Source organism: Citrobacter sp. RHBSTW-00524 (genome assembly GCF_013747755.1).
In the GTDB taxonomy this organism is placed as follows: domain Bacteria; phylum Pseudomonadota; class Gammaproteobacteria; order Enterobacterales; family Enterobacteriaceae; genus Citrobacter; species Citrobacter braakii.
Window position 1 is genome coordinate 976,652 of the sequence record NZ_CP056421.1, and the last position, 15,667, is coordinate 992,318.

Sequence of the window (15,667 nt, forward strand, 5' to 3'; positions counted from 1 at the left end):
ATTGTTCATGCTGAAAAGATGCCTGTGGCTTAGCGCATTAATCGCTGGCTGGTTGATGATTACCGCGTGCAGTAGCGCGCACAATACAACGCCTCGCTACGTTCCTCCCGCAGAGAGAACGCCGCTGACGGCGGATCATCCGTGGCCGAAAAATAGCTTCCTGGTGCTCGGCTACCACGATGTCGAGGATGGTGCCGCCGACCAACGCTATCTTTCTGTGCGCACCAGCGCGTTGAGCGACCAAATGGCCTGGCTGCGTGATAATGGCTATAACCCGATCAGCGTGCAGCAAATCCTGGACGCCCATGACGGTAAAATCGTGTTGCCGGAAAAAGCGGTATTACTCACCTTTGATGACGGATATAGCAGTTTTTATACCCGCGTCTGGCCGCTGCTGAAAGCCTACAACTGGCCTGCGCTTTGGGCGCCGGTGGGGAGTTGGGTTGATGCTCCCGCCAACAAAAAAGTCGATTTTGGCGGCTTAATGACGGCGCGAGATAAATTCGCCACCTGGAAAATGGTCGAAGAGATGGGCAAATCACCGTTGGTGGAAGTCGGTGCGCACACCTGGAATTCGCATTTCGGTGCACAAGCCAACCCGCAGGGAAGTAAAGAACCGGCGGTGGCGAACCGCCTGTATGATAAGAAAACCGGCACTTACGAAACGGATGAACAGTACACGCGCCGTATAAACGCGGATATCTCTCTCATCACCAACAAGATCAAATCGGTGACCGGGAAATCACCGCGCGCGTGGGTCTGGCCTTACGGGGCAGCCAACGGCACAACGTTAAACCTGGCTAAAGAGCATGGCTATAAGATGGCCTTCACGCTCAACGAAGGGTTGGCGAATGCCGCGTTTCTTGATGACATCCCGCGCGTGCTAATCTCTGATAACCCCTCTCTTAAGCGCTTTGCCAGCCAGGTCGCTCAGGTACGTGAACCGCAGACGATGCGCGTGATGCATGTCGATCTGGATTACGTGTATGACAAGGACCCGGCTCAGCAGAAGCGAAACATCGACAAGCTTATCCAGCGCGTTTATGACATGCGTATTTCTCATGTCTTCCTGCAGGCCTACGCCGATCCGCAGGGCGACGGAAATATTCGCGAGCTCTATTTCCCTAACCGCTGGCTGCCGATGCGTGCCGACCTCTTTAACTATATCTCCTGGCAGTTACAAACACGGGCAGGGGTGACGGTGTATGCCTGGATGCCGGTTCTGGCTTTCGATCTCGACGCTTCCATCCCACGCGTAACTGCCTGGGATCCGAAAACGGGACGTACAGCGATCAACCGCGAGAATTATGTCCGTCTGTCCCCCTGGAGCAGCGAAGCGCGTCAGCGCATCACTGAAATCTATGAAGACCTGGCCAAACACGCCAGCTTCAAAGGGATTTTGTTCCATGACGATGCTTTCCTGACGGACTTTGAAGACGCGTCACCGGAGGCGTTGGCTGCCTACCGCGCCGCAGGGCTTCCCGGAAGCATTGAGCAAATCCGTAGCAATCCACAGGCGTTCGAGCGCTGGACGCGACTGAAAAGTAAGGTGCTGATCGACTTCACCAAACAACTGACCCAGGCGGTGCGTAATATTCGCGGTCCGCAGGTGCAGACGGCGCGCAATATTTACGCCATGCCGGTACTGGAGCCGGAGAGTGAAGCCTGGTTTGCGCAGAACCTGAATGATTTCCTCAATACCTATGACTGGACGGCACCGATGGCGATGCCTTTCATGGAGCAGATCCCGGCTAATGATGCCAACGCCTGGCTCGACAGATTAGTGAATGCCGTTGCACAAACGCCCGGCGCGCTGGACAAAACCGTGTTTGAACTACAGGCACGAGACTGGCGTAAATCCGGGGACGAGGCTGAAATCAGCGGAAAACAAATAGCCGAATGGATGCGCCAGCTGAAATTAAGCGGTGCAGGTAACTACGGCTATTACCCGGATGATTTCATCAGCGACAAACCTGAGATGTCAGAGATTCGCTCGACGTTCTCCTCATACTGGTACCCGCAAAAATGACCGATCGCATAATTGCTTTCCTGATACTTTGCCTGATGTTCAGCCTGCCGTTTGGCGTGGCGGTCATCTTTACAGGTGAAGTGATGTTGAACTTCGTCTTCTTCTGGCCCTTGTTTATGTCTGCTTTGTGGATAAGCGGCGGGGTCTATTTCTGGTTCTACCGTGAGCGTCATTGGAAATGGGGAGATGACACACCGCCACCGACGCTGGAGGGGAATCCGCTGGTTTCCATTCTGATCCCCTGTTTTAACGAAGGGATCAATGCGCGCGAAACCATTGAGGCCGCGCTGGCGCAGCGATATAAAAATATTGAAGTGATTGCCATCAACGATGGTTCAACGGATGACACCCACGACGTGCTGGAACAACTGGCGGTGGAATACCCCAGTCTGCGGGTGATTCATCTGGCTGAAAACCAGGGCAAAGCGCTGGCGCTCAAGACCGGGGCAGCAGCGGCGCGCAGTGATTACCTGGTGTGTATTGATGGCGATGCGTTACTGGACCGTGATGCCGTTGCCTATATTGTGGCGCCGCTGATCCAGTTCCCGCGCGTCGGTGCGGTGACCGGGAACCCACGTATTCGAACCCGCTCCACCTTAATCGGTCGGGTGCAGGTCGGGGAGTTTTCTTCCATTATCGGCTTGATTAAGTGCACTCAGCGAGTTTATGGGCAGATCTTTACCGTTTCCGGCGTGGTTGCTGCGTTTCGTCGTCGCGCGCTGGCCGAGGTCGGTTACTGGAGCCCGGACATGATCACCGAAGACATCGATATCAGTTGGAAGCTGCAATTGCGCCACTGGTCGATATTCTTTGAGCCGCGCGCACTGTGCTGGATCCTGATGCCTGAAACGTTAAGAGGGTTATGGAAACAACGACTGCGCTGGGCGCAAGGCGGTGCGGAGGTGTTTATCGTGAACATGCGCCGCCTGTGGTCATGGGAATATCGCCGTATGTGGCCGCTGTTTTTTGAGTTCTGTTTTTCTACCACCTGGGCGTTTGCCTATGCGATCAGTATCGTGCTGTTCCTGTTAGGGCTGATGATCCCGATGCCGGACTCGCTGTATGTACAACATCTGTTCCCGCCGGCATTTACTGGGCTAATCCTCGGCGTGGTGTGCTTGCTGCAGTTTGCGGTGAGTCTGATGATTGAGCGGCGCTATGAAAAAGGCATTGGCGCGTCGTTGTTCTGGATTATCTGGTTCCCGGTGGTGTACTGGATGTTAAGCCTGTTCACCACGCTGGTCGCTTTCCCGAAAGTAATGCTCAAACGCAAACGCGGCAGGGCGCGTTGGGTGAGTCCCGATCGTGGAATTGGGAGGATCGAATCATGAGCCAGCCGCTGATCTTTACGGAGCAGCGTTTGCTGCCGCGCATTATTGACGTGCTGTTAACGCTTTTTGCCTGGGTTGGTTTTTTATATTTGATTTATAAAGGTCTGATCACCGCTCTGGCACACTCACCTTATATAGGTGTGCGACCCTTTTTCACCACGCTGGATACGGTCACGTTTTACATCCTTGTCGCGCTGGTCAACGGACTGGTGCTGATTGGTTGGGCGAAGTACAACCAGTTTCGTTTTCGGGTGGAACGTCGCAGTCGCAGGCCCGGACTGGAAGATCATGAGCTGGCGGAAAGTTTACGTATTACCCGGGAACTGGTGACAGAGCTGAACAAAGCGCGGGTGCTGACGGTTCACCATCATGAAAGTGGTGAAATCAGTCATATCGATGTGGACAGGGACATCGCCGATAACCGTCTACCGCCGCCGACGCCTGCGATGCTGGAGTATTTGCCGCCAGAGCCGCAGCCGTTGTTGCAGAAAAGGCCTGAGTGATATTTCTACTTTCGGTTGCTTCCTTCAGCCTCGCAGAGGTCTATGATTAGACCCAGACAATAAAAAAATGCGAGGCAATGTCGTGGATAAGGAACTACTGGATGCCGGTTACCGGGCCTATACCGGTGAGAAGATTGACGTCTACTTCAATACGGCGATATGTCAACATTCGGGCAACTGCGTGCGGGGAAGCGCAGCGCTTTTTAACCTGAAGCGTAAACCGTGGATCATTCCGGATGAAGTGGATGTCGCGACGGTCATTAAAGTGATTGATACCTGTCCGAGCGGTGCGCTGAAATATCGCCAGAAATGAGTGAGGGGACCATGGAAATTCTTGCAGGCCACAACAAATTTTATGTTAACGATGCCGAAGGCAATCAGGTTGCCGAGATTGTCTTCGTGCCGACGGGTGAGCATCTGAGCATAATTGAACATACCGATGTCGACCCCAGCCTGAAAGGCCAGGGGGTCGGTAAACTGCTGGTGGCGAAGGTGGTGGAGAAAATGCGCGCCGAAAACCGCAAAGTTATTCCGCTGTGCCCGTTTGCCAAACATGAGTTTGATAAAACCCGCGAGTATGACGATATTCGCGCCTGATAATCTTACGTACGCCGGAAGGCATGACCGCCGTCCGGCGCATCACTCCCGATGCAGCAAATCCTGATAAATTCCCGTCAACACCCCTTGTGGGCCAAACTCTTTTTTAATCCATTGGGTTACACGACCGGTGGCCGAATGCTGGGTCGCCAGCAGCATCCGTGAATCCTGACGCGGGTTGTGGATCTGCCGCGTGACCAGCAACGACTTTTCCATCGCCTCGCGCACCATATAGTCCGGCAGAAAACCGATGCCCTCACCCAGGATCTGGCACTGGCATTTGGTATTAAAATCAGGAACCAGAATCGACTCCTGTCCGTGTAACAGCCAGCCGACCTTCTTGTTGATGGTGTGGGCGGTGTCTTCCACCATGATGTTCGGGTACAGGCGCAGCTGGCTCTCAGAAATCGGTTCAGGCATAAAAGCCAGCGGATGATCCGGGGCAATCGCAAACGACCAACGGATCGCGCCGATCTCGGTGTAATCAATCCCCCCGCCGTCCAGTAACGTATCCGGCGCGCCGATAGCGATGTTGGCGAGGTTGTTAATGATCGAATCCCAGACGCCGTTATACACCTCGGTGGTGACGGTTATCTGGCAGGTTGGAAACTGTTTCTTGAGTACCTGCAGCAGTCGTGCCGTATGTTGAGGGGTATACAACAGTTGATTAATACAGATGCGTACCCGGGCTTCAATGCCCTGAGCAATGGTATCAATACTGCGCTTGATGGCGTGGAAATCGTTGAGCAGGTCGGTCGCCTTGCGAAACAGATAGCGTCCGGACTCAGTCAGCTCAATGCTGCGGGTACTGCGGGTAAACAGCACCACGTCGAGCCCCAGCTCCATGCGCTTAATGGTGTAACTAATTGCTGATGTGGTTAAGCCAAGTTCCTCAGCCGCCTTGCTGAAGCTGCTGTAGCGGGCTGCCATCGTAAATGCCAGCAGGTTTTCCTCGGTAAAAATTGAATTCATCTTCCTCCCCTCCGGCGACAAACGCACATCCGCGACGCGATGATTGTTGAATGTATTTGTAATCCTTATGCAGAGCAATCAGTTTTGAACAGAATTTAACACTAGTTTTACAATTGATTTGAAGGCAATCACACTTCTGTATATTAATTGCAGGCCGCTATCCGTGTAGCATCACGCCTGATTTTCCTGACAACTGATTAATGGCTAAAAGCGGCTCTGTCATAAGGAAAAGATTGCACTACAGCACGTTTTGTTCTCATTGTTAAATTTGATTCAATAATCGACACGCTTACGATGAATGAAATTTAAGCGGATATTATTCTCTGCACTCTGTTGCTATTCTCAGCTTATCGGATATTTAAAAAGTCTAAAAAACTGCAGGAGAGCGATTATGTCAGAGAAAGAACTCATTACTGAATTTCTGCTGGCGGCAGAGCAGGGTGATGCCGATGGATTAAAATCCTGCCTGGCAAAAAATGTGGATATTAATGCCACTAACCGCCAGGGGCGCACTGCCATAATTATTGCCAGCCTGAATAAACATTATGACTGTGTTTCTTTATTGATTGCTGCCGGTGCCGATATTAATAAACAGGATCAAACCTGTTTTAATCCATTCCTGATTAGCTGTCTGACTAACGATTTAACGCTGCTGCGTACCGTATTACCGGCCAACCCCGATCTTAATTGCCTGAGCCGTTTTGGCGGCGTCGGTATTACGCCAGCCAGCGAAAAAGGTCATGTAGAGATCGTGCGCGAACTGCTGCTGCGTACCGATATCAATGTTAATCATACCAACTTTGTCGGCTGGACGCCGTTACTGGAAGCCATCGTGCTTAATGACGGCGGCGCGAAACAGCAGGAAATCGTCAAGCTGCTGCTCGACCATGGCGCAAACCCGCACATGACGGATAAATACGGTAAAACCCCGCTGGAGCTGGCGCGGGAGAAAGGATACCACGAAATTGCCGAGCTGCTGATTGCGGCCGGAGCCTGACAGAGGAGCGCTACTATCGCTACGCCATCACGGCGATGTGTACGGGCGCTAACCGCAGACGGCGCGTTTCTGGCTTTCCGGGGAACGGGACGGGTTGAACAGGTTTTTTCCCGCGCGGTAAACCTGTTGGTACCTGAACAGCAGCGGTTGCTGACGTTACTGAGTGAAGGTTGTGATAACGCGCCTAACAGCTGTCGGCTGGCGCTGACGCATTGTGAAGAGCTGTTTCACCCCGGTGAGAGAGTCAGTTTTACCGAATCGGGGATAGCCGTTGGCAACGATAAATGGATAGAAACTTCCGGTTGTCTGCCGTGGCGCATACCACAGTGGAGGCTTGATGCAATAAGCCTTGCTGCAATCCGCTGGCTGCGCTGGGAAGAGGTTATCCGCCAACAGCTAAGAAGCGCTGACACATTATTTCTGTACCAGGGTGATAACCCGTTTTATCTGGAAATCACCCGTCAATTACTGAGTCGCCGGCAAACATTACTGGCGGCGTTGCATACAGGAGAAAATATCTCTACAGCGGTCAGCCATTTAATTGGTCTGGGGATTGGTCTGACGCCCTCATCTGATGACTATTTAGTGGGTTTAAGCACTATTTTATTTATTCCTGGACATCCGCTGGGGAAATATCGTGATGATTTTTTAGCAGCCTTACAACGTGCCGGAAATAATACCACGCTACTCAGCAAAATAACGCTAGAGGAAGCCTTTCATCAACGTTATCGGGAAAGCGTCGGACGGCTGCTGAACCATATTATTACAGAGCAACAACCCGTTTCTACGCAATATATTACTGACATTAAAAATATCGGCTCAAGTTCTGGCTGCGACATGCTGTATGGCATGGCGGATGCCTGCGCCCTGAGCCACAGGTCCGGAGGGAATTATGTCGATCAGGATAGTTGTTAAAAAGAACACGTATTTTGATTCTGTCTCACTGATGTCTATCTCCACACGCGCAAATAAGCTCGATGGCGTTGAGCAGGCGTTCGTGGCTATGGCGACAGAAATGAATAAGGGCGTACTGAAGAATCTCGGTCTGCTCACGCCTGAACTTGAAGAGGCGAAAAGTGGCGACCTGATGATTGTCATTAAAGGTGCCAGCGAGGCGGCGAACAATCAGACGCTGGTGGCGATTGAAGACTTGTTTACGCATAAAGAGCAGGGGGGGCAGCATGAAGCGCGCTATGCCACGCTTGCCAGTGCGAAGAAGCATGTTCCTGACAGCAACCTGGCGGTGATCTCGGTCAATGGTCTGTTTGCCGCGCGTGAAGCGCGTCAGGCGCTGCAAAATAACCTCAACGTGATGCTGTTTTCTGACAACGTCTCTCTTGAAGACGAACTGGCGCTCAAGCAGCTGGCGCATGAAAAAGGGCTGCTGATGATGGGGCCCGATTGCGGAACCGCCATTATTAACGGCGCGGCGCTGTGTTTTGGCAATGCGGTGCGTCGCGGCAACATCGGAATTGTTGGTGCCTCCGGTACCGGTAGCCAGGAGCTGAGCGTACGCATTCACGAGTTTGGCGGCGGGATTTCCCAACTGATTGGCACCGGTGGACGCGATCTGAGCGAAAAGATTGGCGGCCTGATGATGCTTGACGCGATTGGCATGTTGGAGGCCGATCCGCAAACCGAGATCATCGCGCTTATCTCCAAACCTCCTGCGCCAACAGTGGCGCGCAAAGTGCTGGAACGTGCGCGCGCCTGCCATAAGCCCGTCGTAGTGTGTTTCCTCGGACGTGAAGCCGCGCCTGCGGATGAAAACGGTCTGCTGTTTGCACGCGGCACTAAAGAGGCGGCGTTGAAAGCGGTACTGCTGACTGGCGTGAAAAAAGAGAGCCTCGATCTGCATCCGCTCAACTGGCCGCTGATTGAAGAGGTCCGCGCCCGCCTGACCCCGCAGCAAAAGTACATTCGCGGCTTGTTCTGTGGCGGCACGCTGTGCGATGAGGCGATGTTTGCTGCCATGGAAAAACATGCAGAAGTTTACAGCAACATTCATCCGGATCCGGCTTTTCGCCTGACAGATCTCAACCGCAGCGTGGGACATACCTTCCTTGATTTCGGAGATGACGATTTTACCAACGGTAAACCGCATCCGATGATCGATCCAACCAACCGCATTAGTCGTCTGTTGCAGGAAGCACGCGATCCTGAAGTCGGCGTGATTGTTATGGACTTCGTTCTTGGATATGGATCACATGAAGATCCGGTTGGCGTGATGATCGAGGCGATCGTCGAAGCCAAAGCGATCGCCGCCGCAGAGGGGCGTCCGCTTGAGATCCTCGGCTACGTGCTGGGAACCGATCTCGATACGCCGTCGCTGGAAAAACAGTGCCAGATGCTGACCGATGCAGGCGTGATCTGGGCGAGCAGTAGCACCAATACCGGATTGCTGGCGCGTGAATTTATCTGTAAAGGGGAGGAAGCCTGATGAGCCAGACACTGTTTAACCAGCCGCTGAACGTGATTAACGTCGGCATCGCGATGTTCAGCGATGACCTGAAAAAGCAGAATGTTCCCGTGACCCAGCTCGACTGGACGCCGCCGGGCCAGGGCAACATGCAGGTCGTGGCCGCACTGGACGAAATTGCCGATTCGCCGCTGGCTGACAAAATCGCTGCCGCTAACCAGCAGGCGCTGGAACGCATTATCCAGTCGCATCCGGTGCTGATTGGCTATGACCAGGCGATCAACGTCGTGCCGGGCATGACCCGCCACACCATCCTGCACGCCGGACCGCCCATCTGCTGGGAAAAAATGTGCGGCGCAATGAAGGGCGCGGTCACCGGGGCTTTGGTGTTTGAAGGGCTGGCGAAAGATCTGGATGAAGCCGCCGACCTGGCCGCCTCGGGTGAAATCATCTTCTCACCGTGCCACGAGCATGACTGTGTCGGTTCGATGGCGGGTGTGACGTCGGCGTCGATGTTTATGCACATCGTCGAGAACAAAACCTACGGCAACCGCGCATATACCAATATGAGCGAGCAGATGGCGAAGATCCTGCGCATGGGCGCGAACGATCAGAGCGTTATCGATCGCCTGAACTGGATGCGCGATGTGATGGGACCGATGCTGCGCGACGCCATGAAGCTGGCGGGCGAAATTGATCTTCGCCTGATGCTGGCGCAGGCGCTGCACATGGGCGATGAGTGTCATAACCGCAACAATGCCGGGACGGCGCTACTGATACAGGCACTGACGCCGTGGATTATTCAGACCGGCTATCCGGTTGAGCAGCAGCGTGAGGTATTCGAGTTCATCCTCAGCAGCGATTACTTCTCCGGACCGACCTGGATGGCGATGTGTAAAGCCGCAATGGACGCCGCACACGGGATCGAATACAGCACCGTAGTCACGACGATGGCGCGTAACGGCGTTGAATTCGGTCTGCGCATCAGCGGCTTACCGGGTCAGTGGTTTACCGGTCCGGCGCAGCAGGTGATTGGCCCGATGTTTGCGGGCTATAAGCCCGAAGATTCCGGACGTGATATCGGTGATAGCGCAATTACCGAAACCTACGGCATCGGCGGTTTTGCCATGGCCACGGCACCGGCCATCGTGGCGCTGGTGGGCGGTACGGTTGAAGAGGCGGTCGATTTCTCTCGCCAGATGCGTGAAATCACTCTCGGCGAAAACCCCAACGTTACCATTCCGTTACTTGGTTTTATGGGCGTACCGACCGCTATCGACATTACGCGCGTGGGTAGCACCGGCATTCTGCCGGTGATTAACACCGCAATTGCGCACAAAGATGCGGGGATCGGCATGATCGGCGCCGGAATAGTCCATCCACCGTTCGCCTGTTTTGAAAAGGCGATCCTCAACTGGCGCGACCGCTACTGCCAATAACAACAATCGGGGCTAACGCTGTTAGCCCCACAGTAGCGAAGCGAAAAACGTTGCTTACCTGCAGGGCTGGGCGATCCCCGGGATCGCAAACGATGCTTAACCTGTTAAGGATATTCCATGAACAGCATAAAACTAGAATGGAAACGTGGTGACTGGGCTGCTTACTTTGGGCTGATGACCAACAACCTGACTAACCTGCTGACAATGATGGGGCTGCTCATTTTTGTCGTCGGGATCCCTACCGAAATTGTCTATGGTCGCATTGCGCCTGCCTTTGGTCTGGCGGTGCTGGTGGCCAGCGTCTGCTACGCCTGGTTTGGCCTGCAGATGGCAAAGCACACTGGGCGTAAAGACGTGACGGCGCTGCCGTCCGGGCCGAGCGCACCGTCAATTTTTACCGTGACCTTCCTGGTGCTAATGCCGGTATATCAGCAAACCAAAGATGCCAACTTTGCTATCCAGATAGCCCTGGTGTGGTGCTTTGTAGAAGCGTTAATCCTGGTCGGCGGCTCCTTCCTGGGCGAGACCATCCGCAAGATGATCCCGCGTACGGTATTACTTTCTTGTCTGTCCGGTCTGGGACTGTTGCTGCTGGCGATGAACCCGATGCTGCAGGCATTTGAAGCGCCGACCGTCTCTTTCATCGTCTTGTTGTTAATCTTCATTAACTGGTTCGGTAAGAAGCCGATTTTTGCCCGCATCCCTACCGGTTTGCTGCTGCTGATTGCCGGTACAGCGTTGGCGTGGATCTCCGGTTTGCAAAGCCCGGAAGCCATTAAATCTTCGATGTCTTCCTTTGGCTTCAACCCGCCGGAAATCCATGTCGACAGCTTCCTGCAAGGTTTGCCGCACGCGCTGCCGTACCTGGCTTCTGCGGTTCCTCTGGGTCTGGCGAACTACATTTTTGACCTTGAGAATATTGAAAGTGCGCATGCGGCGGGGGATGAGTACAACACCCGTAAGGTCATGATGGCGAACGGTTTTGCCTCCATGCTCGGCTGCATGCTGGGCAACCCATTCCCGGTGACCGTATATGTTGGGCATGCGGGCTGGAAAGCGATGGGGGCCAGCATCGGTTATACCCTCGCTTCAGGCATCACCATGTTCCTGGTACCGCTGTTTGGGCTGGGGGCGTTTATGCTCGCGATTATTCCGATGACTGCGATAGTGCCGATTCTGGTGTTTATCGGCGTGGTGACCGCCAACCAGGTGGTGCGAGAGACGCCCAAAGTCGAGGTTCCCGTTATCTTTATCTGCTTGTTCCCGTGGATCGCTAACTGGGCGTTGACCATCGTCAACAGCGTGATGGGCGCCGCCGGAACATCCGCGGGGAAACTGGGTAGCGACCTGCTGCACAGCAAAGGTGTCTATTACGATGGGCTGGTGCATCTGGGAAGCGGCGCGCCGCTGGCCAGTATGCTGTGGGGCTGCGTCGCTATCTTCGCCATTATGAATAAGCCGCTGCGTGGGGCGATTGCCGCAGCTTTTGGCGCGCTGTTATCGCTGTTTGGTGTGATTCACTCTCCGGCGGTTGGCTTTGCAGAAGGCAGTTCGATGATGTTTGTTGTGGCCTACCTGATGATGAGCGGCATGTTTGTCCTCAAGCATGTTCTTGATAGCCGTGAAGCGGTGACTGCGCCTGAGCAGGAACCGACGAAAACGACCTGAATCGCCTGTAAGCGGAAGATAACACTATGAAAGAACTTGTGGTCGTTGCCATTGGCGGCAACAGCATTATCAAAGATAACGCCAGCCAGTCGATTGAGCACCAGGCTGAAGCGGTGAAAGCGGTGGCGGACACGGTGCTGGAGATGTTGGCATCGGACTACAACATTGTGCTGACGCACGGAAACGGGCCGCAGGTGGGGCTGGATCTACGGCGTGCGGAAATCGCGCATGAGCGTGAAGGGTTGCCGCTCACCCCGCTGGCAAACTGCGTCGCCGATACGCAGGGCGGGATCGGCTATCTGATCCAACAGGCGCTGAACAACCGCATGGCGCGGCGCGGTGATCAGAAGGCGGTTACGGTGGTCACGCAGGTGGAGGTCGACAAAAACGATCCGGGCTTCGCTAACCCGACCAAGCCTATCGGCGCGTTCTTTAGCGAAGCGCAGCGCGATGAACTGCAGCGGGTCAATCCGGGCTGGCGCTTTGTTGAAGATTCGGGACGCGGCTACCGCCGGGTCGTCGCCTCTCCGGAACCGAAGCGTATTGTCGAGGCGGAGGCGATCAAAACGCTGACCCAGCAAGGCTTTGTGGTGATTGGCGCGGGTGGCGGTGGGATCCCGGTGGTGCGTAGCGATCAGGGGGATTATCAGAGCGTGGATGCGGTGATTGATAAAGATCTCTCCACGGCTCTGCTGGCGCAGGAGATCCGCGCTGACATTCTGGTGATCACCACCGGCGTCGAACAGGTCTGTATTCATTTTGGCAAACCCAACCAGCAGGCGCTGGATAAGGTGGATGTCGCAACGATGACCCGTTACATGCAGGAGGGACATTTCCCGCCGGGGAGCATGTTACCCAAAATCGTTGCCAGTCTGGCGTTCCTGGCGCGTGGCGGTAAGCGAGTGATCATCACCACGCCGGAATGCCTGCCGGCCGCACTGCGCGGCGAAACGGGCACTCATATTGTCCATTCCTGAGAGGAAATGTGAATGAAGGAAAGTAACAGCCGCCGTGAATTTTTAAGTCAGAGCGGAAAAATGGTCACCGCTGCCGCGCTGTTTGGCGCAGTGGCTCCGGTCGCGTATGCTGCTAATCCTGTCGGGAACACCTGCGGGGCGAAGAGCACAATGACGATTAACGATAAGCACTATTACCTGGATAACGTCCTGCTGGAAGCGGGGTTTGATTACGAAAACTCGGTGGTGGTGCATACCCATACCGCGCTGCAAACCGTTGAAATTCAGGACGGGAAAATTGTTGCACTGCGTGAGAATAAGCAGCATCCGGATGCGACGCTGCCGCACTACGATGCGGGTGGAAAGCTGATGCTGCCCGCCATGCGCGACATGCACATCCATCTGGATAAAACCTTTTACGGCGGTCCCTGGCGTTCGCTGAATCGCCCGGCTGGCACCACCATTCAGGATATGATCCGCCTTGAGCAAAAGCTGCTGCCTGAACTCCAGCCTTACACGCAGGAGCGCGCGGAAAAGCTCATCGATCTGCTGCAATCAAAAGGCACCTCGATCGCCCGCAGCCACTGCAATATCGAACCGGTTTCCGGGCTGAAAAACCTGGAAAATCTGCAGGCGGTGCTGGCGCGTCGCCAGCCGGGTTTTGCCTGTGAAATCGTGGCGTTTCCGCAGCATGGCCTGCTGTTATCGAAGTCTGAACCGTTGATGCGTGAAGCAATGCAGGCGGGGGCGCATTACGTCGGCGGTCTGGACCCAACCAGTGTGGACGGGGCGATGGAAAAATCCCTCGACACCATGTTCCAGATTGCGCTGGATTACGATAAAGGCGTGGATATCCATCTGCATGAAACCAGCCCGGCAGGCGTTGCGGCGGTGAATTACATGGTGGAAACGGTGGAGAAAACGCCGCAGTTGAAGGGCAAACTGACCATCAGCCACGCATTTGCGCTGGCGACGCTGAACGAACAGCAGGTGGATGCGCTGGCGAGCCGCATGGCGGCGCAGCAGATTACCATTGCCTCGACGGTGCCGATCGGAACCTTGCATATGCCGCTCAAGCAGCTGCGTGACAAAGGTGTGGAAGTGATTACCGGGACCGACAGTGTGATTGACCATTGGTCGCCGTACGGGCTTGGAGACATGCTGGAGAAGGCGAATCTGTACGCGCAGCTCTATATTCGTCCCAATGAACTCAACCTGTCGCGAGCGCTGTTCCTCGCCACCGGCGATGTGCTGCCGCTTAACGATAAAGGTGAGCGCGTCTGGCCGAAGGCGCAGGATGAAGCCAGCTTTGTACTGGTGGATGCCTCCTGCTCAGCGGAAGCGGTCGCGCGAATCTCCCCACGCACCGCGACCTTCCATAAAGGCCAACTGGTGTGGGGGAACGTCGCAAGCTAGCCTGGTTTGATGCGCAGCGGCAATCGCTGCTGCGCTCTCTGTTCGTTAACCGACGATCCCCATATAGCCGTGAATCCCCATATATAAGCCGACCATCGCGATAAGCGCGCTGGAAAAATAGGGCGCTTTGCGTGCCAGTGTGTTAAATCCGCTCCAGCGTTTGGCCGCCTGCTGCACGCTGATTGCCGCTCCCACGCCCACCGTTACCAGCGTTAGCGCCAGCCCGAGGCTGAAGCACAGCACCATGGTGGCACCCAGCGTGAAGGCTTTGAGCTGGATGCAAATCAGCAGTACCGTAATGGCGGCAGGGCAGGGGATCAACCCGCCGGTCAGACCAAACAATAATATTTGGCCGTTGGTGACCTCTTTGCCTGCAAAGCGGCGCTGAATATCGGTAGCATGTGCCCGCTCGTGCGCGTCCTGATACTCTTTCGAACCCTCGCTCAGCCCTGCTAACGCAGCATGGTTATGATCGTGGTCATGTTCGTGATGATGGTGGTGAGCTTCACCGTGGTTATGATGGTGGTGATGGTCATCATGATCATGGTGATGCTCATGATCGTGGTCATGATGCGTCTGGGTCAGCCAGTTCTGTTCTCCCTGCCAGGTTCGCCAGAACATCCAGAATGCGGTCCCGAGAATAATAATCGCCGAGACAAACTGCAGCCACGGCTCAACGGCCTGGGCAGTAAACGCTTTGCTGATATACATCCCGCCGAGCGCAATCAGCCATACCACTGCGGTATGCGACAGCGTTGCCGCCAGCCCCAGCATCACCGCCTGTTTGATGGTCCCCTTAATGGCAATAATAAAGGCCGCCATCATCGTCTTGGAATGCCCCGGTTCCAGACCGTGTAACACTCCTAATAGAATCGCGCTGGGAATGAAAAACCAGGCGTTGCCTTGCTGAAGAAGCGTAGAAAACTCACCCATGAGAATGATTCTTAGTTGTTTAATTTTGCCAGATTCTACTCCCCCCCAGTATTAAATACTACCCCCCAGTAGAATGACGATGGTATTGTCGCTCCAGCCAGACGTTGAAAAGGTATTGCTATGTCACATACGATCCGCGACAAACAAAAGCTGAAAGCCCGAACCAGTAAGATTCAGGGGCAGGTAGCGGCGTTGAAAACCATGCTGGATGAACCGCATGAATGCGCGGCGGTATTGCAGCAAATAGCGGCGATCCGCGGTGCGGTAAACGGGTTAATGCGCGAGGTGATTAAAGGTCATCTGACCGAGCACATTGTGCATCAGGGCGATGAAATTAAGCGCGAAGAAGATTTGGATGTGGTTTTGAAGGTACTCGATTCGTACATCAAATAAGTCAGTTTAACGGC

The 15,667-nt window shown here is 54.5% G+C and carries 15 protein-coding genes; 13 read left to right on the top strand and 2 right to left on the bottom strand.

All coding sequences use genetic code 11. The features are described from left to right. The first annotated feature begins 7 nt into the window (after window positions 1–7). From pgaB to HV229_RS04805, 5 genes are all read left to right on the top strand, one after another. Window positions 8–2,029: a poly-beta-1,6-N-acetyl-D-glucosamine N-deacetylase PgaB gene (pgaB, locus tag HV229_RS04785; RefSeq protein ID WP_016157399.1), complete on the top strand. Its 2,022-nt coding sequence runs from the start codon at window positions 8–10 to the stop codon at window positions 2,027–2,029. After that, on the top strand, window positions 2,026–3,360 hold the full coding sequence (gene pgaC / locus HV229_RS04790; RefSeq protein ID WP_181546987.1) for a poly-beta-1,6-N-acetyl-D-glucosamine synthase: 1,335 nt from the start codon (window positions 2,026–2,028) through the stop codon (window positions 3,358–3,360). Before pgaB ends, pgaC begins: the two co-directional genes overlap by 4 nt. Further along, window positions 3,357–3,863: a poly-beta-1,6-N-acetyl-D-glucosamine biosynthesis protein PgaD gene (gene pgaD, locus HV229_RS04795; RefSeq protein ID WP_016154304.1), complete on the top strand. Its 507-nt coding sequence runs from the start codon at window positions 3,357–3,359 to the stop codon at window positions 3,861–3,863. The genes pgaC and pgaD overlap by 4 nt, the downstream gene beginning before the upstream one ends. An 82-nt stretch (window positions 3,864–3,945) precedes the next feature. After that, a complete protein-coding gene (gene yjdI / locus HV229_RS04800) occupies window positions 3,946–4,176 on the top strand; it encodes a 4Fe-4S mono-cluster protein YjdI (RefSeq protein ID WP_016154303.1) in 231 nt (76 codons plus the stop codon). 11 nt (window positions 4,177–4,187) lie between these two features. Next, window positions 4,188–4,460: a GNAT family N-acetyltransferase gene (locus HV229_RS04805; protein ID WP_016157396.1), complete on the top strand. Its 273-nt coding sequence runs from the start codon at window positions 4,188–4,190 to the stop codon at window positions 4,458–4,460. 42 nt (window positions 4,461–4,502) lie between these two features. Here HV229_RS04805 and HV229_RS04810 read toward each other — a convergent pair whose 3' ends face one another. After that, complete coding sequence (locus HV229_RS04810; protein ID WP_016154301.1) at window positions 4,503–5,432, bottom strand: LysR substrate-binding domain-containing protein; 930 nt, start codon at window positions 5,430–5,432, stop codon at window positions 4,503–4,505. Between the two features lie 391 nt (window positions 5,433–5,823). Here HV229_RS04810 and HV229_RS04815 point away from each other — a divergent pair, with 391 nt between their 5' ends. From HV229_RS04815 to HV229_RS04845, 7 genes are all read left to right on the top strand, one after another. After that, on the top strand, window positions 5,824–6,429 hold the full coding sequence (locus HV229_RS04815) for an ankyrin repeat domain-containing protein (protein WP_016157395.1): 606 nt from the start codon (window positions 5,824–5,826) through the stop codon (window positions 6,427–6,429). 126 nt (window positions 6,430–6,555) lie between these two features. Further along, complete coding sequence (locus tag HV229_RS04820) at window positions 6,556–7,344, top strand: DUF2877 domain-containing protein (protein ID WP_143329695.1); 789 nt, start codon at window positions 6,556–6,558, stop codon at window positions 7,342–7,344. Continuing rightward, window positions 7,322–8,869, top strand: a complete 1,548-nt coding sequence (gene fdrA / locus HV229_RS04825) for an acyl-CoA synthetase FdrA (RefSeq protein ID WP_080859177.1) — start codon at window positions 7,322–7,324, stop codon at window positions 8,867–8,869. The genes HV229_RS04820 and fdrA overlap by 23 nt, the downstream gene beginning before the upstream one ends. Then, complete coding sequence (locus tag HV229_RS04830) at window positions 8,869–10,287, top strand: DUF1116 domain-containing protein (RefSeq protein ID WP_181546989.1); 1,419 nt, start codon at window positions 8,869–8,871, stop codon at window positions 10,285–10,287. Before fdrA ends, HV229_RS04830 begins: the two co-directional genes overlap by 1 nt. Before the next feature lie 117 nt (window positions 10,288–10,404). After that, window positions 10,405–11,955 carry a hypothetical protein gene (locus tag HV229_RS04835; protein ID WP_016154296.1) on the top strand — a complete coding sequence of 517 codons (1,551 nt, stop codon included), beginning with the start codon at window positions 10,405–10,407 and terminating at the stop codon, window positions 11,953–11,955. Window positions 11,956–11,981: 26 nt separating this feature from the next. Continuing rightward, window positions 11,982–12,932: a carbamate kinase family protein gene (locus HV229_RS04840; protein WP_080859175.1), complete on the top strand. Its 951-nt coding sequence runs from the start codon at window positions 11,982–11,984 to the stop codon at window positions 12,930–12,932. Between the two features lie 12 nt (window positions 12,933–12,944). After that, entirely contained in the window at window positions 12,945–14,327 is a 1,383-nt protein-coding gene (locus HV229_RS04845; RefSeq protein ID WP_080859174.1) for an amidohydrolase family protein, read from the top strand. A 45-nt stretch (window positions 14,328–14,372) separates the two neighbouring features. On the opposite strand, the gene HV229_RS04850 is transcribed toward HV229_RS04845, so the two are convergent. After that, complete coding sequence (locus HV229_RS04850; protein ID WP_080859173.1) at window positions 14,373–15,260, bottom strand: nickel/cobalt efflux protein RcnA; 888 nt, start codon at window positions 15,258–15,260, stop codon at window positions 14,373–14,375. 120 nt (window positions 15,261–15,380) lie between these two features. Here HV229_RS04850 and rcnR point away from each other — a divergent pair, with 120 nt between their 5' ends. After that, window positions 15,381–15,653, top strand: coding sequence for a Ni(II)/Co(II)-binding transcriptional repressor RcnR (gene rcnR, locus HV229_RS04855; RefSeq protein WP_003825567.1), 273 nt, complete (start codon window positions 15,381–15,383; stop codon window positions 15,651–15,653). Window positions 15,654–15,667: the final 14 nt, after the last annotated feature.